The 20,160-nt window shown below is 37.9% G+C and carries 23 protein-coding genes and 1 pseudogene; 5 read left to right on the top strand and 19 right to left on the bottom strand.

What is annotated here, in order from left to right; genetic code table 11:
• Nucleotides 1-106 precede the first annotated feature (106 nt).
• The 4 genes from MHB38_RS09115 to MHB38_RS09100 all read right to left on the bottom strand — a co-directional run bounded on the left by MHB38_RS09115 (nucleotide 107) and on the right by MHB38_RS09100 (nucleotide 4,104).
• Nucleotides 107-1,219, bottom strand: a complete 1,113-nt coding sequence (locus MHB38_RS09115) for a response regulator aspartate phosphatase (protein WP_035391960.1) — start codon at nucleotides 1,217-1,219, stop codon at nucleotides 107-109.
• A 244-nt stretch (nucleotides 1,220-1,463) separates the two neighbouring features.
• Nucleotides 1,464-2,987 carry a BclA C-terminal domain-containing protein gene (locus MHB38_RS09110; protein WP_445661574.1) on the bottom strand — a complete coding sequence of 508 codons (1,524 nt, stop codon included), beginning with the start codon at nucleotides 2,985-2,987 and terminating at the stop codon, nucleotides 1,464-1,466.
• A 44-nt stretch (nucleotides 2,988-3,031) separates the two neighbouring features.
• Nucleotides 3,032-3,376: a DUF3992 domain-containing protein gene (locus tag MHB38_RS09105; RefSeq protein ID WP_008343952.1), complete on the bottom strand. Its 345-nt coding sequence runs from the start codon at nucleotides 3,374-3,376 to the stop codon at nucleotides 3,032-3,034.
• Nucleotides 3,377-3,450: 74 nt separating this feature from the next.
• A complete protein-coding gene (locus MHB38_RS09100) occupies nucleotides 3,451-4,104 on the bottom strand; it encodes a CotZ-related putative spore coat protein (protein WP_017367305.1) in 654 nt (217 codons plus the stop codon).
• 386 nt (nucleotides 4,105-4,490) lie between these two features.
• Here MHB38_RS09100 and MHB38_RS09095 point away from each other — a divergent pair, with 386 nt between their 5' ends.
• Nucleotides 4,491-4,862 (top strand): iron chaperone, encoded by a 372-nt coding sequence (locus MHB38_RS09095; RefSeq protein WP_008343954.1) that lies wholly within the window; start codon nucleotides 4,491-4,493, stop codon nucleotides 4,860-4,862.
• Between the two features lie 57 nt (nucleotides 4,863-4,919).
• Here the strand turns inward: MHB38_RS09095 and MHB38_RS09090 are convergent, their stop codons facing one another.
• On the bottom strand, nucleotides 4,920-5,501 hold the full coding sequence (locus MHB38_RS09090) for an undecaprenyl-diphosphatase (protein WP_008343955.1): 582 nt from the start codon (nucleotides 5,499-5,501) through the stop codon (nucleotides 4,920-4,922).
• A 140-nt stretch (nucleotides 5,502-5,641) separates the two neighbouring features.
• A complete protein-coding gene (locus MHB38_RS09085; protein WP_052320859.1) occupies nucleotides 5,642-6,184 on the bottom strand; it encodes a GNAT family N-acetyltransferase in 543 nt (180 codons plus the stop codon).
• A gap of 165 nt (nucleotides 6,185-6,349) precedes the next feature.
• Here MHB38_RS09085 and MHB38_RS09080 point away from each other — a divergent pair, with 165 nt between their 5' ends.
• Nucleotides 6,350-6,811 carry a macro domain-containing protein gene (locus tag MHB38_RS09080; RefSeq protein WP_017367303.1) on the top strand — a complete coding sequence of 154 codons (462 nt, stop codon included), beginning with the start codon at nucleotides 6,350-6,352 and terminating at the stop codon, nucleotides 6,809-6,811.
• 77 nt (nucleotides 6,812-6,888) lie between these two features.
• Here the strand turns inward: MHB38_RS09080 and MHB38_RS09075 are convergent, their stop codons facing one another.
• The 3 genes from MHB38_RS09075 to MHB38_RS09065 all read right to left on the bottom strand — a co-directional run bounded on the left by MHB38_RS09075 (nucleotide 6,889) and on the right by MHB38_RS09065 (nucleotide 9,853).
• On the bottom strand, nucleotides 6,889-7,359 hold the full coding sequence (locus MHB38_RS09075) for an immunity protein YezG family protein (RefSeq protein WP_074042019.1): 471 nt from the start codon (nucleotides 7,357-7,359) through the stop codon (nucleotides 6,889-6,891).
• 6 nt (nucleotides 7,360-7,365) lie between these two features.
• A complete protein-coding gene (locus MHB38_RS09070; protein ID WP_202734430.1) occupies nucleotides 7,366-9,291 on the bottom strand; it encodes a T7SS effector LXG polymorphic toxin in 1,926 nt (641 codons plus the stop codon).
• A 142-nt stretch (nucleotides 9,292-9,433) separates the two neighbouring features.
• Nucleotides 9,434-9,853, bottom strand: a complete 420-nt coding sequence (locus MHB38_RS09065; protein WP_079920565.1) for a MarR family winged helix-turn-helix transcriptional regulator — start codon at nucleotides 9,851-9,853, stop codon at nucleotides 9,434-9,436.
• Between the two features lie 112 nt (nucleotides 9,854-9,965).
• On the opposite strand from MHB38_RS09065, the gene MHB38_RS09060 reads away from it, so the two are divergent.
• Nucleotides 9,966-10,952 carry a YhdH/YhfP family quinone oxidoreductase gene (locus tag MHB38_RS09060; RefSeq protein WP_202734431.1) on the top strand — a complete coding sequence of 329 codons (987 nt, stop codon included), beginning with the start codon at nucleotides 9,966-9,968 and terminating at the stop codon, nucleotides 10,950-10,952.
• A 132-nt stretch (nucleotides 10,953-11,084) separates the two neighbouring features.
• On the opposite strand, the gene MHB38_RS09055 is transcribed toward MHB38_RS09060, so the two are convergent.
• The 5 genes from MHB38_RS09055 to MHB38_RS09035 all read right to left on the bottom strand — a co-directional run bounded on the left by MHB38_RS09055 (nucleotide 11,085) and on the right by MHB38_RS09035 (nucleotide 15,395).
• Entirely contained in the window at nucleotides 11,085-11,417 is a 333-nt protein-coding gene (locus MHB38_RS09055) for a hypothetical protein (protein ID WP_202734699.1), read from the bottom strand.
• Between the two features lie 1,032 nt (nucleotides 11,418-12,449).
• On the bottom strand, nucleotides 12,450-12,584 hold the full coding sequence (locus MHB38_RS09050) for a hypothetical protein (RefSeq protein WP_273542936.1): 135 nt from the start codon (nucleotides 12,582-12,584) through the stop codon (nucleotides 12,450-12,452).
• 2 nt (nucleotides 12,585-12,586) lie between these two features.
• Complete coding sequence (locus MHB38_RS09045) at nucleotides 12,587-13,678, bottom strand: Rap family tetratricopeptide repeat protein (RefSeq protein ID WP_202734432.1); 1,092 nt, start codon at nucleotides 13,676-13,678, stop codon at nucleotides 12,587-12,589.
• Nucleotides 13,679-14,092: 414 nt separating this feature from the next.
• Nucleotides 14,093-14,530 (bottom strand): NUDIX hydrolase, encoded by a 438-nt coding sequence (locus MHB38_RS09040; RefSeq protein WP_202734700.1) that lies wholly within the window; start codon nucleotides 14,528-14,530, stop codon nucleotides 14,093-14,095.
• A gap of 25 nt (nucleotides 14,531-14,555) precedes the next feature.
• Nucleotides 14,556-15,395: an SMI1/KNR4 family protein gene (locus tag MHB38_RS09035; RefSeq protein ID WP_202734433.1), complete on the bottom strand. Its 840-nt coding sequence runs from the start codon at nucleotides 15,393-15,395 to the stop codon at nucleotides 14,556-14,558.
• Nucleotides 15,396-15,586: 191 nt separating this feature from the next.
• On the opposite strand from MHB38_RS09035, the gene MHB38_RS09030 reads away from it, so the two are divergent.
• Nucleotides 15,587-16,006, top strand: coding sequence for a stress protein (locus MHB38_RS09030; RefSeq protein WP_202734434.1), 420 nt, complete (start codon nucleotides 15,587-15,589; stop codon nucleotides 16,004-16,006).
• Nucleotides 16,007-16,040: 34 nt separating this feature from the next.
• Nucleotides 16,041-16,301: a YesK family protein gene (locus MHB38_RS09025; RefSeq protein ID WP_135227065.1), complete on the top strand. Its 261-nt coding sequence runs from the start codon at nucleotides 16,041-16,043 to the stop codon at nucleotides 16,299-16,301.
• Nucleotides 16,302-16,736: 435 nt separating this feature from the next.
• On the opposite strand, the pseudogene MHB38_RS09020 reads toward MHB38_RS09025, so the two are convergent.
• The 5 genes and pseudogenes from MHB38_RS09020 to MHB38_RS09005 all read right to left on the bottom strand — a co-directional run.
• Nucleotides 16,737-17,960, bottom strand: a pseudogene (locus MHB38_RS09020) (ribonuclease YeeF family protein); the annotation flags it as partial.
• A 371-nt stretch (nucleotides 17,961-18,331) separates the two neighbouring features.
• A complete protein-coding gene (locus MHB38_RS09015; RefSeq protein ID WP_341003132.1) occupies nucleotides 18,332-18,994 on the bottom strand; it encodes a DUF3986 family protein in 663 nt (220 codons plus the stop codon).
• A 199-nt stretch (nucleotides 18,995-19,193) separates the two neighbouring features.
• A complete protein-coding gene (locus MHB38_RS09010) occupies nucleotides 19,194-19,433 on the bottom strand; it encodes a S8 family serine peptidase (protein WP_123768174.1) in 240 nt (79 codons plus the stop codon).
• Nucleotides 19,363-19,587, bottom strand: a complete 225-nt coding sequence (locus MHB38_RS19560) for a S8 family serine peptidase (protein WP_445661573.1) — start codon at nucleotides 19,585-19,587, stop codon at nucleotides 19,363-19,365. Before MHB38_RS19560 ends, MHB38_RS09010 begins: the two co-directional genes overlap by 71 nt.
• A gap of 40 nt (nucleotides 19,588-19,627) precedes the next feature.
• Nucleotides 19,628-19,753, bottom strand: a complete 126-nt coding sequence (locus tag MHB38_RS09005) for a hypothetical protein (protein ID WP_268989646.1) — start codon at nucleotides 19,751-19,753, stop codon at nucleotides 19,628-19,630.
• Nucleotides 19,754-20,160: the final 407 nt, after the last annotated feature.

The following is a 20,160-nucleotide window of genomic DNA, read 5'->3' as shown; positions in this document are numbered from 1 at the left end:
AATGATTTTTTCTGCTACTTCGAAAGAACCCGCTACATTTTCAGTTAAAACAGCCGCAGCGACCGCTAAACCCACAACGAATAATACTTTTAATCCTGTTTTCATCTTATATCAACCCCATTCTTTTCATATGTAAATCCGCTTCTAAACTTTTATTCAAGTAAAAAACAGACTGCTCATAAAGTGCTTGCTTTTCACAATACTTTGCAGCAAAGTGAGAAAGCTCTTTCACTTCATGATATTCATTCTTTTCTTCTAACTTTCTTAATTTCTCATTAATTTGCTGAAATCTTTGTGGCACATTCGTTAAGTAAAGATCATGTACGATGCCTATTTTGAGCTGAAACACTTCATGAGAAGCTTCTTTCATTCGGGCATATGCAGCATCTATATACTGACTTGCACGCTGCTTTTCACCAATCACACAGAGTTCCCGGCTGATCAGATACGTAGAATGGAAAAAGAAATCTGAATCATAATACTCTTGATGAGACAATGCTTTTTCAAGATGTCGTATAGATTCTTTCGGTTTATTCCAAAATGAATATAAAATGGCGACATTATGATGGTGCTGAGCCAGCATAAAATCATCCTGTTCGCTCGTCAACACCTCTTCCGCCAAACGATAATTCTCAAGCGCTTCTTCGTACCTGCCAATCTCTGTAAGGTTGGCTGCAATAAGAGAATATGAAAGTGCAGTTCTTCTTTCATAGTGCTTGTGACGTTTATAGACGTGTAGAGCCCTGCGAATATAACTTAATGAAAGCATGATATGACTCAGGCGATAGTAAAGCCACGCGACCTTAAAATCGAAATCAGCGCGTTCGATTTCACTTGGAATTTTATCTAAGAGCTTTTCCGCACTTTGATACATCTGTAATGCAACCTCATAATTCCCCTGATGCTGTTCATACACACCCTCATAAAAATCAAAATAGTAAGCAAGGCGATTAGACAAATCATCATCTTTTTTCCCATAATGGCCTTCTTTACTTTTCGTTGAAACATTGCCTTTTTGCCCTCTTAAATTGTACATCAGAATATGATGCCTTTTCTCAAGAAGAGAATAATACATGAGGATGTCAGCATCATCAATTTCCTCTACTGCTTGTTTCGCTTTAGCAAATAGCCGTTCTGCCTCATCTGCATGATCTTTTTTGATTTCCATGTTCCAGTCATTTAATAGTGATGCCAATTCCGCCACAGGAACTTTGCTCATTCTACACCCCCAATCACCTTCAGCTACACCACATGATTTCACTAAATATGGAACTTCTATTAGCAATTGCTAATTCGTCCATTTGACATCATTTTAATATGAATCACTTGAATCTTCAATAACCGATTCCTTTGTTATTGCGTTTCTTTCTCCTAGTCAATGATGCATACACTAAAAAATCCGTCTTTTTTCTATTAAAGGACACGGTTGAATTGAAAAAAAGCCCTTATTGGGCTTTTTGGATTTATTCCAATCTGATAATGGTTAATGCCGCTCCAACAGATCCCCCGCCAAGTAATACTACGGTTGCGACTAAACCGAATATTTGAAGAGAAATTTGATTCCCTGCTGCAAGTGTTGTAATGAGAGATACATTGTAGGTAGATGTAGATAAAGCAGGTGTTAAAATAGACCCTGCTATGGGGGTTCCGTTGTTAATTACTCTTGTTCCTGCCAGAAGTGCAGCGTTTGTATTTACTTGATACGTGATGAAATATCGTCCTGAAACAGGTACAGTAAACACCGTATTACCACCACTTACGGTAAATCCATCTAAACTTTGGTTATTAGGCAGCGTCACTGCCGTTCCGCCCAAAACAACCAGCACCGTACTTCCCGACGTATTGGATGCGTACATCGAGTTAGTTGTTAAACTAGTACCGGTTGGACCTGTGTCACCTGTGGCTCCGGTTGGACCAGTTACTCCTGTTGGACCTGTGGCACCAGTTGTGCCCGTTGCACCGGTTGAACCCGTGGCTCCAGTCGGGCCGGTTATTCCTGTTGAACCCGTGGCTCCCGTTGGGCCAGTTACTCCCGTTGGGCCAGTTACTCCCGTTGGGCCAGTTACTCCCGTTGGACCCGTCGATCCCGTTGAGCCCGTGGCTCCCGTTAAACCCGTCGATCCCGTTGAGCCCGTGGCTCCCGTTGGACCGGTTATTCCTGTTGAACCCGTGGCTCCCGTTGGGCCAGTTACTCCCGTTGAGCCCGTGGCTCCCGTTGGACCAGTTATTCCTGTTGAACCCGTGGCTCCCGTTGGACCAGTGACTCCGGTTGAACCCGTGGCTCCCGTTGGACCAGTGACTCCGGTTGAACCCGTGGCTCCCGTTGGGCCAGTTACTCCCGTTGAACCCGTGGCTCCCGTTGGACCAGTGACTCCGGTTGAACCCGTGGCTCCCGTTGGACCAGTTACTCCCGTTGGACCCGTGACTCCGGTTGAACCCGTGGCTCCCGTTGGACCAGTTACTCCCGTTGAACCCGTGGCTCCGGTTGAACCCGTGGCTCCCGTTGGGCCGGTTACTCCCGTTGGACCCGTGACTCCGGTTGAACCCGTGGCTCCCGTTGGACCAGTTATTCCTGTTGAACCCGTGGCTCCCGTTGGGCCGGTTACTCCCGTTGGACCCGTGGCTCCCGTTGGGCCAGTTACTCCCGTTGAACCCGTGGCTCCGGTTGAGCCGGTTACCCCCGTTGGACCAGTTACTCCGGATGAACCCGTGGCTCCCGTTGGGCCCGTTGCACCGGTTGGACCGGTTGGACCGGTTACTCCGGTTGAACCCGTGGCTCCCGTTGGACCAGTTACTCCTGTTGAACCCGTGACTCCGGTTGAACCCGTGGCTCCCGTTGGGCCAGTTACTCCCGTTGAGCCCGTTGCACCGGTTGGACCAGTTACTCCGGATGAACCCGTGGCTCCCGTTGGGCCAGTTACTCCCGTTGAACCCGTGGCCCCGGTTGGACCAGTTATTCCTCCACACATATTAAGTTGGGCGCACATGTCTCTCACTACTTTCAAACTGTGGAATCATCAAGACATACACACTAATACTGATAATTGAGAGAAAACGAAACGACAATACTTCCAGTCGAGGTTCCACCAGTAGCTAAAATCCCAATTGAGTTCAGATCACTGAGCGTAATGGATCGACTCTCTCCTGGCGGTACCGTGAAATCAGGAACAGCTGTACCGTTTACCTCTAAAGCCACGGTAGGTGCCACAGCCACAATCCCATTGTTTTCCACCATGATGGTTCCGTTTATGACATAAGGTGTTCCATCTGTCCAGACGACAACTGCATCAGCTGCTGCTGCTAAATCAAGTGTGAAGCATACTGCATCATTTACAAAGCCCGCTTGTTCATTACTACATCCGCCTAAAATAGCCATTTTAACCCTCCTTCAACCTAATCTTGATAGACTATGATCCATTGATATTGGATGATTGTGCGATTATCACAGCTTCAAAGCTTTATTTTTCTTCTTTGCACCATGTTGATTTGCATGTCTAATCGTGCTTGCACACTTTCAGTTGATGGAGATTTCAAGATAAATTTCACATCTTTCACAGTAATCGCACGACTTTCTCCTTTTTGGACAAGAAGATCATAACAAAATGTACCAGTTTGAATCCTAATTGCGACTGGTACATCCTGATGATCTTGATGATGCAACACAACAGTTGCCGTATTGAGAAATTTTGTTCCATTCCGCCATACTTCCACCGAACTGGACGATGTGGAAAAACAAAGAAAGATGTGGTGAGATTCTATGTTTTTTAAAATAAGCGCATCATATACAGGAAGCTCTACTTCAATCATTCCACATAAAAAAGAAAGATCGACAAGAATTTTCGAACTAGATCGATACAAAACTTTTTGACAGCATGTTGATCTATTGCAGCACGGTACAAGAAGTTCCAACAGCACACAATTTTGCTTTTCATTGATAGAGCTCAAAGAAAAATAGCAAGTCTTAAACACACTTCTTTCAAAAAACACCCATGAGTAAAAAGGTTCCCCATCTTCCATGGTGAGCAAAAAGGGAGAACTCATCGAACGTTTGTGAGTAAAGCCTTCTAATTTTGTTTGATTGTTTATCTCTTTTAGTTTACTCATCAACAGGTTTGTCACTTACAATCAGCCCAATTCCATGCTGTATACATAACTATATGGTCTTTTATCATATGTGCCTTTGACTATTTTGTGCGCGATTGGATTAGATGATGAGCATAGCTTTTCATTTTTCAAGTTTCTCTATATAATATGAACAAGAACTTCCGTGCCTCAGTAGCTCTAGAAGGGAAGAGCGCCGTAAAACAATTGTAGCTGGCGGGTCGCAAGGCAAGGGTTTCAGAAGCACCGAAAAGCAAATGAGCTGAGACAGGTGAAACTCCTGTCGGTGAAATTCCGTAGGGAAGCGTGTTGCCCCCTAGCCTATGCTTACGAAAGGAGTGCGGGTTCGAATCCCGTCTGAGGCTTGATGAATATGGAGGATGAAAACAATGCAGGTTTTTGAAGAATATGTAAGCAACATCGGTCATCCAGAGCTGAAACAGCGCATGCAAGACATCTTACAATGGATTTCAGACACATTCCCTCAATTAGAGCCCAGAATTGCTTGGAATCAGCCCATGTTCACAGATCATGGCACATTTATTATCGGATTTAGCGTCGCAAAACACCACATTTCTGTCGCACCAGAAGGAAAAGGGATTGATCACTTTTCAGCAGATATTGTACAAGCTGGTTATGACCATGGAAAAAAGATGTTTCGGATGAAGGAAAGCTTACCGATTGACTATCCTCTACTTAAAAAAATCATTGAATTTAACATTGAAGACAAAGCAGATTGTTCCACATTTTGGCGAAAATAATAAACACCCCGATCTGATTTCATAACAGATTGGGGTGTTTTTTCGTGGACTTACATTTTATTTGGTTCTCTCTCCTGCCCATTTCTGCTCCACCCATTCAAAGCACGACAGAAGCAGGCTAACGCCCTTTTGGAATAGCGGCAAATAAACAACCGTTACCGCCGTTAAACAAGCGATCACAGCACCTGCCAGCACATCAAATGGATAATGAACACCTACCCAAATCCTTGAAAATCCTACAGCGCAGGCAATGAAAAGCCAATAAATACGACGCTTGTGAAAAAGCCATAAGACTATACAAATGGAAAAAATAAAAATGGTGTGATCACTCGGAAAAGAGTTGTTCACTTCCTTTTCGATTAAAAGATTAACATGATTCAATTCTGCAAAGGGCTGCTGATTGGAATAAAAGAGCCCAGCGACTTTCCCTAACATCTCTGCCAAGATAAAGGTCAACCCAGCAGATATCATCATCCATCTGTTTCTTCTGCTCCGATTTTGAAACCACATGATCAAAAATATGATCGCAATGAACATCACTGAATATTCAGCCAATCCAATAAGAACTGGATTTAAGACATCGTGATTCATACTAAGTTGATTAATCGACCGAAATACCCGTTCATTAAACTCCTGCATCTCATTTCATTCCTTTTGCTTCGTTTAGGAAAAGGATAAATGAAAAAAGAAGACCGTGACATCGATCGAGCGAACAAAATAAAGGGATCATCTCACATTTTTGTCACTTCGTTGTCATTCGGATACCAAGAAACAAAGCACTATTTAGAATGATACTGCTCCCATTCTTTTTTCAGCAAAGCATATTGATAGGTGTTTTCATATTTAGGGGTGCCATCCTCATTTGTAGTAAATGAAACAAACTCAAGAAAGAGGCCTTCCTTCCTCATGCCTAAACGCTCACATAATGTTTGAGATCGATCATTGTCATCCTCTACATATGCATATAAGCGTCTTGCTCCTTTATTGACAAATAGATATGACAAGAGCGCTTCAGCACTTTCACGGGCATATCCCTTTCCTTCATATGACGCATGAAAATTCCAGCCAATCGAATACGTATCCGGCTCATCTTTTAGATAAAACAGTTCACCGATAATCAACTGACTTTCTTTTAAACAAACCGCCATATAAGAGTGATCTGCTTTTCTTTTTTGCACCTTAGCTACCGCTTCTTCTAATGTAGAGATTTGATCATCCAGAAAACAATTCACTCTTGGTTGAGACAAGTATGCAAGCATTCCGGGTGCATCTTCATCACGAAATGGTCTAAGAATTAACCGATTTGTTTCTATTTTATCCATAAGACTCTCCTTACTACTTTTTCTTTATCTTTCACTATTTTAGATGTCATGGACTGTTTTTGCCAATTTGATCGTATGAACGTATCCATTTTTTTAAACATAATGTCATCAAAACTGATATAATAGAACATAAGTTTGCATTTTATTGAAAAGGGATGACTTGAAATGATCAAAACGGTAGAAGGCAATATCTTAGACGCAGAAGAAGACATCATCTGTCACCAAGTGAATTGTAAGGGTGTCATGGGAGCAGGGTTAGCAAAGCAGATCAAAAGCAAATATCCAAATGTGTATAAAGACTATAAACGGTTATGTGCAGAACAAGGAGATGATTTATTAAGCTCCGTTCAGCTCATCACAACGAGCGACGGAAAAACCATTGCCAACTTATTCGCCCAAGTTGGATACGGAAGAAAAACAAAACAAACAGATGACGACGCATTACGCAGCTGCTTTGAACATCTAAAACAGACAGTGACAAATCTAAATGAAGAGCATCCCCTTCATTCTATCGCCATTCCTTATGGGATCGGCTGCGGCTTGGCAGGCGGCGATTGGACGATTGTTCGAGAGATGATGGAAGAGGTTCTTGGCGATTGTGAAGTGACGGTTTATCGGTTTAAATAGGTGAAATGAGAAATTCTGATGAAAACAAATATTACAAAAACCCTCCTTCATTTATTTGGAGGGTCATTTGCTAATTGCTATTTGTTATTTTTCAAATAATTTAGCACAGCTTCTTTATCTTCCTCATCTTCAGGTAGAAATCCGAACGTTTCGTATTCCCAAACGGCTATTCTTTGTACATTGTCTATGCCTAATGAATAAACATCATCGTATCCATACTCAATAGAGAATTCCCCTTTATGATCTAATTGGAGGGTAGCTGTTGTCCAAGCACCTAAATCATTTTGTATATATGCCTTTTTCAATGCTTCAAAAATTTCACTAAGTTCGTATAATAAGTGGATGTATGTTGACTTATTTACACTATATTTATGAGGAATTTGATGTCCATTAACATATTCATTTCCATTTTGTTCTTTAAAATAAAACACTATCTCAGCCGAATCATCAAGTATTTCTGCATACATCCAAACTTTATCCCAATCACATGGTATTAATTCATTAATTGATTCTGCTATTTGTTTATAATTTTTTTCTAATTCTTCCATTGGGTTTTAACCTCCAGGTTGATTCTTAATAAATACTTGAGAATAACGTTCTCCAATTTTATACTCCACAGAGAAACTAACAGGTCGTAATGAATCTCCCTTATAGATAGGTTCAATGTTCACTGCTACTTGTTTAGGTGGGTTTGAATTCAAAGCTTTCAACCACCGTTGTTCCATGGTGTACCATTTCCCGCCGCTTCGATTAATCTGTGAATTCATCGGAAGTAGGTTATCAATATCCCCAGACCCTTTAAAAATAGATGCAATTAAATGCCCTCCATCATCATCCAGCAATCGATCCGGCTTACCTGAATTGGATTGAGCATATTGATTTCTTTTGACTTCTCCGTATTTTAAATCACTTGCTTCGACTTTGACAATGCGGCCATAGTGATCTGTTGTGTAGGTGTAACCTTGCTTTGTTGAATAAACGACATTCGGTTTTAATACCTTTTTGCGTTTCCATCGCACATAGTGCTCTCCGTAACTGACAACAGTCGGTGGTGATTTTGGTGCCGGTAAGCGTCTGCCTGTCTTAGAGATTCCGTATCCTGAGTTGTTGTCTAGACGCTTTGCCATGGAGAGGAGTTTATTTTTGAGATTTTCTCCGTCAAACACGTTATAAGGGAGTTTCCCTCCACCAGCCATTTGAAACTTTGGTGAGTATGGCAATAGATTCGGAATAGAGACTCTATCTAATGATTTTGCTCCTTGTTCAAGGCCTTTCTTCACTGTTGTTTTGGCCGCTGTTGTCCCTGTTTTTGTGATGGCTCCTGCCCCTTTAGAACCAAAGACAATTTCTGCAAGAGAACCAGTCGCATAGGCGAACCAGTGTGACCGTGAATACGCGTCACCATTTATGACTTCTTTTTGGAATGAGTCTGAAATCGATTTTCCAATCGCTTTCGATGTTTCAATTGGATGTGAAACAGCCGTTACAACTGATTCCACAGCCCCACCAGGGTCAGTGACAAGATCATATATTCCGGTCACTGTATCTTTTGCCACATCATATAGACCCACTGCAGCACCTTTTACACTATCAATGAACACCTCCGATGCTTCTTCCTGTGCTTTGATTTGGAGAAGCTGGCTGTAATACATTTTTTGATCATATGTGAGATTCTCATAACCGATCTCATCTACAATCTCAAAGTACTTCGCTTCTGATAGACACGAAGGATCATTGAGCTTTTCTTTCAATTCTTTGATTCTTCGTTTTTCTTTTTCTTCTTTTTTCACCTTTAAATAGGCTTTCACTTGAGCATCAATCTGATCATGGTTCTTGTACACGTCTGTCTCATGGAATGCTTTTGCATCATAATACATTGGCTGCGCATTTTTTCCTTTTCCAGTAGCAGCCATCATCTTTGCATAAAAAGTGTTGAGGTGATTCTCAACCGCTTCTGAATTTGCGTATTCCGTTTTCAAATCATTGTCTATTTGATGTAAAACTTCAATGGTCTCTTTTCTTTTTTTGTTCGCATCGTCTAAATGTTCATTGACCTCTTTACTTGAAAAAGTATGTAATTCAATTAAATCACTGATATCGTCAAAAATAGTGGAAAGTGCCTCTTTTTGTTCTTTGACCATATCTTTATTGTTCTGAATCCCTTGTTTCAATTGAGTGTCTAAAAAGTGCTCATCAATAAAAGTACTCCCGCCTAATGATTCATCATCAAGCTTTCCTTTCACCCCATCTAAAAAAGCTTTCTTCATATCGATAAAATCAAGATATGTGTCTGTGTACAGCGCAAGATCCTCATAAAAAGATTTGATATTGTCTGCACCTTTTCCAGTAAATTCATCACCTAAGCCCGACACACTTTTTAATGCTTTTTTCACAAGTTTCATTTCTTCTTGAAGCTCATGATAAGCCTTTGATCTCTGTTCTACAGCTGATAGTAAAGATGGAGCATCTAATATTTTCATATAAAAAGGACTCCTTTTATGGCATATTCTTTTACTAGAATACCATAAGGAGTCTGACACTTTAATCCACTTTATCGTTTTTTAACCAATTATCTATCAGAGCTACCTCTTGATACATAAGTAACTTGTTTATAAAAATACATCATTTAAAGTTATTGATAATTGTATACAATGCTTTTTTTAGCACAACCTTATCATCATTTGACAAGTTTTGGAGCGCTGTATTGTTCAGCTCAATTGTTGCTGCTTCAACTTTTTCTCTAATGTCTAAAGATTTTTGAGTCGCCTCTACTAAAATATTTCTTCGATTTTTTGGATCTATTGTGCGTTCAATTAAGTCCGCTTTTTGCATTTTATCTAAAATTCCAGAAACTGTTGAGGCTTCTAAATACACAAGTTCTCCAATTTGTTTAGGAGATAGCTGGCCCTCTCTCCACAAACAGTTCAACACACCATATTGAGCGGGTGTCAAATCACATTCCTCTAAAAGCTTACTAAAGTACTTAAACACTTTATTTTGACTAACACTTAGTAAAAAATTTATGCACTCTGATAATTCCATTTTATCTCCCCCACATTGACTTCACCTATAATATCATGGTAGTTTTTTAATTGAAACACTTTTGCATCAGAAATGTTTTGTTATAACATATTTTCAGAGAGGAAGATAAATAGTGGATTCATTTAAAGCGATACTAGTGACAGAACAAAATGATCAAGTGAATTATGATCTTCAAAATGTAAGTGTGAATGAATTATCTGAAGGAGAAGTATTAATTAAAGTAGCATATTCTTCAATCAATTATAAAGATATGCTGGCTGTTCAAAAAAATGGAGGTGTTATTCGTAACTATCCGATGATTCCCGGAATTGATTTAAGTGGAACGATCGTTCATACAACAGATCATCGTTTCGTAGAAGGTCAACAAGTGATTGTAACAGGTTTCGCTATGGGCATGAGCCACACTGGAGGTTTTTCAGAATATGCTAGAGTGCCTGCGGATTGGATTGTTCCTTTGCCAAATAACTTGACTTTAAAAGAAGCAATGATTTTTGGAACAGCAGGCTTTACAGCCGCTCTTTCGATCATGGCTTTACAGGAAAATGGAATGAATACAAAAAATCAACCTCATATACTCGTTACAGGTTCAACTGGTGGAGTTGGTAGCATCGCGATACAATTATTATCTAAAATTGGGTATAAAAATATGAATGCTTTAGTGCGTAAAGATCATCAAGTCGACATTGCAAAATCTTTAGGAGCAACTGATGTCATTTTTGCAAACGAGTTAGGAGAGCTCAAAAAACCATTAAACAAGCAAAAATATGACTTCGTCTTAGATACCGTAGGAGGAGATGTGGCTTCTGTCATAATACCTCAAATTTCTTATGGTGGAAGCATGAGCATGTGCGGGAATGCAGGTGGAATTAAATTAACAACAACTGTGTTACCTTTTATTTTAAGAGGAATCAACCTTCTAGGGATCGATTCTGTAAATGTACCAATCAATAAACGCAAAGTCATTTGGAACGAGATAGCAAACGAATGGAATATCGCCCAAACGACTCTAGTCAATGAGATTACTCTCGATACGTTACCTGAAACAATTGAATCCATTAAAAATGGCCAACATTTAGGAAGAACAATTATTAAATATTAAAATAACACAAACTCTATTTGAACTATATTATTCAAGACTACCAATCCATATACCCCATGCATCAATACCAAGTAAACACAAAGCTAAAAAAGGTGAAACTATACTCCACTAAATAATAAAAGAAAAACCCTATTATAAGGGTTTTTCTTTTTTGGAATCGTAATCTTTAATAATTTCAATTGGATCAATTGCATCATCATCTTGTACATATTGCTCTACATAAGGAGTCATCAACTTCTCAAACTTATTTTCATCATCTACTAAAGCAATACAAGTTTCATATCCTTCAAAATCAGATGGGTATAAATTTGCAACAGCACTACCAGTTTTTAAAGCCTGATCTATCGCATTTTTTAATTCCAATAGACCTTTCCTGTTTCCTAAAATCAATGCTTCTCTATGATGAGTTTCTTGAGCATATATATTACACATCTCTAAAACATCATCATCCGCTTGAATAGACAGATAAAAGCACCTCCGAAATTAAATTTAGTTCATTATATAATTCATAATGTCAACAGGCCAAAGAGCCATGACCTCAAACGTCTGATCCCAAAAGTGATTGCGGACACCGCAAACAAAAATAGCTCATACTACTTAACTGTACTTTGCTCCTTTTTATATTTCATTACTTTTATAATTCTATAAACTATTACAGCAACATAGCACACAACTAAGGTAATCAGATATTCAAAAGGAAAATCTCTTTGTACACCTTGATAAAGAAAAATTGCCAAAAGGACTGTAAACAAAACTATTTGAAAAACTTTTTTTTTATCATCCAAATCCCCCGATATACTTCCACTTACATTATATACTTTTAATTACAATCCAGAGAAAGTTATGTACCATGAAATTATAAAACAATCAGTCTTAACATTCTACAGTCAGTGCCATATTTAGGAGTTAAGTAACAAAATTGAATGATGGGTCTCCACCAGGCTGCTTTATCATACTTGTTTTGCTTCGATGAACCTTGCTACCATTAGAGAAAGTTAGGAAATCCCCTCTAAATCATTCTAAACTTCTAAGACTGAAATGCAATTCAGGCAGACGTTTTAGCATGCATCTGGCGGAGATGAAAATATACTATGTACTATATTTGTTTTTTACCTCAAAATTCTTTTCTTCTCTTTCTTCATAAAAACATCCTGAAATTCTTCATAAATTTTTTTCGGTTTTTCAGAATCCCACGCTTTATACAGCTCTCGCATAAATATATACAGTGAAATTGGGTAATACCCAGAGCCCCTCCAACACGCACTGAAAGTCTCCTCTTCAAAAATCTTAATTAATTCATTTGTTTTTTAGTATCTCTATACGCTGCTATCAAAGCAAATAAAGCATCTAATATTTTCATATAAAAAAGACTCCTTTTACGGCATATTCTTTTAGTAGAATACCATAAGGAGCCTTACACTTTAATCCATTTTATTGCTTTTTAACCAATTAACCTCCAGAGCTAATATGTAGTAGAGGATTAAACTGTATCCTTTTTTATGATCCTGCACCTCTTGAGGAAAGTAACACTATCTCATTTTTCGCATCTGCCTGAGTTTGTTGTACAGCAGGCATTCCTAGAATTGTACCTAATAGCAAAGCAGTAGTAATCATCATCATTATTTTTTTCATGATCATATGACCTCCTTTCCTATAAGCGTACAAGATTTTAAAGCCAATTCCAAGAAATAGTTACTTTCTTCATAAAGATTTAACTTCTTATAAATGGAGGCAACATCAGGAGCTAAAGCCTCTATATCAACATATGCTTTTCTTTCTTCCAAAAGTCCTAGTTCTTTCTTGATATCCTCAGAGCTTTCCTGTGGTGTTGTATAACATTTCTCAAGGATATTGAATTTTAAAATAAAGTTTGTGTTCTGCTGTTCTTTAGAAAAGGCTTTCCCCTCAGCAACCCAACTTATTGCCTGATCCAACTGATTTGATTTATAGCTTGATCTTGCAAATTCATACGCACATTGTAAGTATGAAACGGGAGCTGACTGTTTTAGATCATCTGCGGAAATTGCTTTGTTGAAATATTCAATTGCTTCTATATGGTGGTCATCCTGAATTTTTAGAAATCCTAGATCATAATAAGCTAACGCTAACAATCTCTTATCATTCTTTTCAATCAGTTTCTCAACACAATCCAAAAGCATTTTTTCAGCTTTGTCTAGTCTACCATCATCAATCAAATTCAGTGCCAACAACATATTACAGTTTATGGTCTGTATGCTGTAGCCTTCATGACCCTTGTAGATGTCCTTTGCTGTTTGTAGATGATGGTGAGAAAGGAGCGTGACCTTATTGAAATAGTAGAGTGTACCAATTTTATAATGGAACTCAGCCTTTTCAATTTCATCATGTACCTTGTCCAATTGTCTCTCAGCTACTCTGAATAGGACTAGAGCTTCTGAATAGTTATTCTTTGCACTCTCATACATACCTTTAAAAAGATAAAAGTAAAACCTTAGCATGTCATCTGTTTTGACTCTTTCACTTTCTGTTATGGTTGGTTGCCCAACTAAATCTTCCATAAGCACCTTAAACCTGTAATCAAGAATATTGAAATAGAGTAAAACATCTTGATTTTCTTCCATTTCGCCTAACATATCTTGAATCTCATCCCTCAACTCTACTGCTTGTGAAACTTCTCTCTTTTTAATATGTAAATACCATTTGTTGAGAGTGTTTGCTACATCTACAGAAGCAATCAAATTCGACATTCCATTACCCCCTTGCTATCATTTCCTTTGTATAATTTTAACATGATATTTACAACATATGTAAAGACAAGGTGTTTATTTTAAAAGTTTTCGGTATCCCGCAAAATACATGAAATCCAAACCGTTAATCAAACATTTGTTCCCATTCGCTATTTAGAAGTTTTTCAAAAATAAAGTAAAGTGTAGATTTTTGATTTACTTAAATAAAAAGAAGGACTTAGATGAACACAGGGTTATTTAAATGTTTTATTGGGAATGCGCCTAAAGAAGAACTTGATAGGATACTTCATATTTCACTATGTAAGGAGGAACCTGAATTGATTGAAGAAGCAAAAGAGCTTTGCTTTAGAGGTGTAGCAAAGTTTCTTCCGTTTAATTCTCGTTCTACTATTGGCTTTGTTAACAACATTTCAATTATTTTGATAGCCTTTTGTTTAGTTCCCACAAAGCTGTTTTGTTACTATCCCATTTTAAAAGACTTACCGCTACCTCAAAACACACCCATTTATAATCAACGTGTTCTTTAGATAATTTAATATTTTTTGTAGAAACTTTAACGCCAAAAGAAAATTCTTTTATCACATAAACATCTTTTCCCCAAAGAAATTCACCAACTACATCCTCTACGGGTAGTGAAGACACAGAATCGAGTGTTATATATGGACATTCTCTTATAATACCAGCCTCTTCAAACGCTTCCCGTTTTGCTGCTTCAATAGGAGTCTCACCTTCTTCACCACCACCAGCTATTCCTTGCCAATAAACATAATCACTTCGATGAAAAATAGCATATTGAATGGAATTTTCAGTTTCTATATAAGGAAATATCAAAACTTGATACGGTGCTCTCATAACCCTCTTTTTCTTAAGATTCACCTTAAACAATACTCTCGAACTGACTAAGAATAAGTTCGCCTACATTTACTACAAGCGGCTCTTCATTACTTTGTAAGAAATTAGATATTTGTTGTACCAGCTCTTTAATATTATTATTGATTGGCATATATGGATTCAATAAGAGAATGTTAATAATCGTATCAGCTACTTGATAAAGCGCATCTTCATCTTTTGTTTTTTCAATGTGATATTGCATCTTTTTAAAAAACCATTCAATTTCGTTTAAATCAACCATCGGATAATATTGAATTTTATACAGATTATCTTCATCAAGGATGTCCAATTCAAATATGGCTTTAAGTTCTTCTTTACTTAAATGCTCTTCAGGAAGCTTATATTCAGCCGCTGCTGCTTCCTCATCAACAGTGTATTCAGCTGTATAAAGCCCCTCAATGAATTCATCAAAGGAATCTGCTAACTTAAAGTCTTCTTCCATCTCAACATCAAAATAATGAATTGCAGGATTCTCTTTCGTTTTTCGATAATCCATCGCTACCCAAGTGTGACCATCCCCGTTAATTAAGACAAGCCCTTCTGGCAGCTCCCACTCTTTTATCAAATAGGCACTATCCATAATTCCTTCATCTTCAGCAATTCCCAGCAGGTGATTAAATTGAATATGATCCTCAGCCCATGAATTAGAGTGAGTGGTTGGAAAAGCATTATGAATGGTATAACCACCATTCTGCTCTAAAATGAGCTTTTTATATGTATCTGGCAAAGTGACACCAAGTTTCTTTTCAGCTTTAGCTATTTCTGCTTCGTTGATGTTTTTTAACGTATAGTAACCTTCCTCGTCTATTTCCCAAAATGATTTCAAGATGAATGCCTCCTAGTAAAATATGCACATAAGTATACCATCTTGCTGAGTATATTTAACAATTTAATGAAAATAAAAGAAGAATATTTGTTACTTAGTCATTCACGCTGTCTATTTTTGTCGAAACGATAGTAAAAAGAAGGTACTTCATGTAAAATTTCCTTTGCACCTAAAAATCAGGAGGATCCAATATGAAGAAATTATCTATATTCATTTTTATTTGTTTAATGATGCTAACAGCTTGCAGTAGCGCAGCATTAAATGAAAAACAGCTCACGACAGCCAATATTATTGAAGCTTTTAAAAGTGCTGGGCTTGAAGCAGAAAAACCATCTGATCTTAAACAAAAAGAGTTTGGAAATATAAGAGAAGAAGGAAAAAGGATTCTCGTTCCTTCCTTAGGTGAAAATGCTGGTGGAAGGATTTTTAAATTTGGAAATGAAACTGATTTACAGCAGGCGAAATCCTATTATGATGAGTTAGGCAATGCTGGATCTATGTTCTTCTCTCACACCTATTCAAAAGGAAACTTTTTATTACAAATGAACGGTGAAATGAAAGATTCTGAATTTGAAAAGTATAAGAAAGTAATGGATGAGGAAATAAAATAATTTCATATATTTTCAAAAGAAGGAAGGTCAATAAATGTCATCATTTTGGCTGCTAACAGTTATCCTTACGATTGTTATATTGGGTGTTTCTTTGGTCTTTAAAAGAAAGAATGCACCTTTACAGTATGGAATACCATCGATTCTTATTCTCATGAGTATTATCTTATTATTAATAAGTTTTTTCGTAGGAAAGTGGGAAGGTTTAGGACTGGGTGCAATCAGTATATCTTTACTGATTGCATCTGTGATCACTTTAATTATAAATGCCATCTTGAGTTATTTTAGGAGTAAATAACATAGAGCAACTTCCCATTCAGAAGTTGCGTACTTTTTAATCTTCAGGGTACTCAAAGATAACGGACATGCTTTTAAAAGTGCTTCGACCCTTTCAATAATTGGAGGAAATGCTTAAGCGTTACCCTCTTCCCACCTTCCTTACGCTGCGGAATAAGGCTTGGTTCTGCTATATAGTCATTGTCATTTTTGACAGCAACACGAACGACCATATCCTTCCCTAAAATATGCATATGGCCACATTCCTCAGCACCTTTGTTCCGTATCCAGATTACGCCATTGATAAGAGAGGGTGTTTGATTGCTAGTGAGATTCTAATTTGAATTCATTTTTGAAAAAAAATCTTGAAGAACTAATTTTACTGGTGAATTCGCAGTAGTAGCCAACAAATGATTTGCATGCCATTCTATTGGTTTATTACATACCTGATTTGATCCATCTTTCCATGAAACCCTTTCGCCCCAAACGGCAAAAGCATTCCAAGCGCCGCATTCATACTCGCCTCCTGCTGTTCTTTCGAGATCTTTTTCCCAAACATATCTCTACCAGTAATCGCTTCGCTGAAGCCGTTGGTCGCAATGAGGCCGTATAAACCTTTTTGGGATGTCTTTAGGGCATCAAAAGATTTTTGTGACGTCTTGTAGATATCGACCGCTCTGACTGCGGTTGATGTGGCTTGGGTGGTTTTATAGACCGCTTTTCCACCTTTAAAAATGCGCCCTACCCAGCCGACAATTGGGATGTAGCCGGCTGCTGCCATGCCACCTGCAGCGACTCGTTGGCCTGCCGTAAGCTCTTCGCCTGAGATTGGATCGACACCTGTTGCGGCGCGTTTTGCATCATTCACGCCAGTGAGTTCATTCACGATATTCCCGCCATAATCAAGGGCTTTTTCATACCAAGGACGGTTGGCGAGTGCTTCTTGTTCCTTTGCAATCTCGCGGGCTTCTTCTTGTTCTTTTTTGATTTTGAGATATTCTGCAGTTTGCTTCTCAATATCACTTTTTGCCTTATAGATTTCACTATCTTGAAATGCTTTTTTATCAAAATTCAGAGGTGAAATGGATTTACCGTCATTCGTGGCATTGATCATTTCTGCATACAATGCCATTGTAGCTTGCTGCTCCGTTTCTGACAAAGCATATTCATCTTTTAAATTTTGATCTAGTTTTATTAAGTCTTTTACTGTCTTTTTTCGAACATCTTCAGCATCTTCTATTTTTTCATCAAAGGTTTTGCTATCGAATACCTCCAGTGAAATGAGGTCATCGATATCTTCAAAAATCGTTTTAAGAGCATTTTTTTGATCCTTCACAATGCTTTTGGCGTTTTTCATGACCATATGTACTGCATTGTCTAAAAAGTGTTCTTCTACAAAGGTGTCCCCGCCAAAGCTCGTATCATCAAGCGTACCAGATACACCATCATGAAAGGCTTTCTGCTTATCGATGAAGCTGATAAACATATCTACATTTCCGGCGAGCTCTTTGTAGAAACTTTTAATGTTATCCGCACCTTTCACAGTGAAATCGTCACTGAGATTTGCTACGCCTTGTAGTGCCTTTTTTAAATCAATCATTTGTTCGCGGAGTTCCTGATAGGATTTCGCCCTTGTATCCATGGCACTTGTTAGTGCTTTTGCATCAAGTATCTTCCCCAGAAGAAGTCACTCCCTCCTATTCATTGACAAGGTCAATTCTACTAACACAAAACTTGTCATTAAATAGGAATAAAGATACAAAAAACACAACATAAAAGCGGGCACCCATTGTGGCACTTAAATTGCCCAATGATCAGCGTCCACAGGTTCTTCTTTCTGGACAAAATATTCATGTTCGCTTTTTCTCGGCAATGCAAATAAAAAAAGTGCCCATAAAAATGGACACTTTGGTTCTATTATTCCCAAAATGCATCGCCTTCAGAATCAATATACTTCTAGAAAAGTTTTAAAGTCTACATAACAGTCTTTAAACAGATAAAGATATCTTCTTCTATATCATTTTATTTATTGTGACGTATCACACAAAAACGTTATGCTTTTATTAAACCATTTTCTTTTAGAAATTGTTCGAACAATGCATCACCTTTATCCTCAATATCTTCATCATCAATATTATACTCTCCAACCAACAAAACAAAATCATCATATTTTTCATATTTTTGTTCAAGTTTTATACCATAGCTTTCTTGATAAAAAAACAATAACCATTTCCCTGAATCTAAACTTTTTAAAAACACTCCTTCATAATCTAAATCATTTTCATAATAGCCTACATGCAAATGCATTGTATCGTCTAAGTTAAGCAACGTTGATCTCCCCTTTAGAAAATAACATGATGATCTTTTAGATTTGGTGGAACATGATAATGCAGAACAGCAGGTCTTCCATGTTTTATAGGTGCATAATCTAGTCTGAATAGTGGTTTTTTTGCTACGTACCTGTATAATGCACCCTCCTGATCCAGGGCCATCAATAATACGATTTTGAGGCGCCTTTAATGCTTTCTGCACATATGGTCTAGCTACTTTCCATCCTTTTTGCATTCCCTTTTTTCCAACTTGAGAAATTAATAATCTTAAAGCAGCAGCCACCACCGGTATCCACTGACCAGTTACACTGTCTTCTTTCAATTCAGCATTCTGACTCTGTAACGCTAAAGTTTCTTCTATTTCAATAAATACTGGATCATTCAAAAGAAAGTCAAATTCTTTATTAAAGTTTGAAACATCTATACTGGTATCCTCGTATCTTGTTCAATCAATTGATCACTAACCACAAGTTCACTATTCAGTGAAGTTACGCTCTAAGAATATGCTGGAGTCACCGCGAAAAACATAGAATAAAAGACAGTACTACTAAAATAAGCTTATTCTTCATATAAACCCTAGTTTCTCAAAAAAATTTAACTGTATCCATAACTGAATACCCATTTATTTTATCTGAATTTTTGATTTTTTCCCATGATTTTTTAGAGATTGTGGATTTATTATAAGAAGAATATTCTTCAAAAAAGAGAGCAGCAAGACCTGCCATGTAGGCAGCCGCCATTGAAGTACCACTACTATATAAAAAAGAACCATCTTTTGAATAACTTTTTATATAATGCCCCGGAAGTAACACATTTAAGGCCATTACCTACAGTTGTCCCTTTCCATATATCACCGTTCATATTTAATGCTCCTACAGCGATAACACCTTCAAATTTAGCAGGGTAGAGTATATCACTCTTTTCTTGTAACCCATAATTCCCAACCGATGATATTACAACAATAAGTGCCTCATCCAAATTTTCAGCCCAAGACTTTGGAACAACGAAGGTATTACCACTAAGGAAACCTTACTAAAATGTCATCCTCAGCTACTTTAAGTACATAACCTGCTTTATTAAGTTGTTCTCTTTTTCCTTTCCTAGATGCTTTGATCCAGTCTCCTTCTAAGAATTTGTTTTTCATCTGATAATCCTCCACCCTTTCCTGATCCGACTAAGCAGTTCATAGAGATGAACACGATGTCCATCCTCTAAGCGATAAAGTAGGAACCACCGTTTTGATCGTTTGCGTGCCATCTTAGGCAGCCCCGTCTTCCTCTTCTTTTTAATCATTCTCGTCAGAATCGTCTTGCACACTTTGAGGGCAATCTAATCATTAGCAGCTGCTTCTCATCTTTCTGCATCGGTACAGCTTCGTTGGCTCGGGCCTCATACTAGAAAAAATAGACACAGATTCAATGAATAAATATGAATAGTATATCACCAAGATAATGGAGTGGTTTTTTATCACTTTTTTATGGGTGAATGGCGGGTGGTGCCTGCTTCATTTTAAAATATAAGAAACACCCACAAAAACAAAAATCCCCCTGA

It is taken from the genome of Bacillus sp. FSL K6-3176 (genome assembly GCF_038003325.1).
Lineage (GTDB): Bacteria > Bacillota > Bacilli > Bacillales > Bacillaceae > Bacillus > Bacillus altitudinis.
This window is presented reverse-complemented; position numbering and strand designations above follow the sequence as displayed.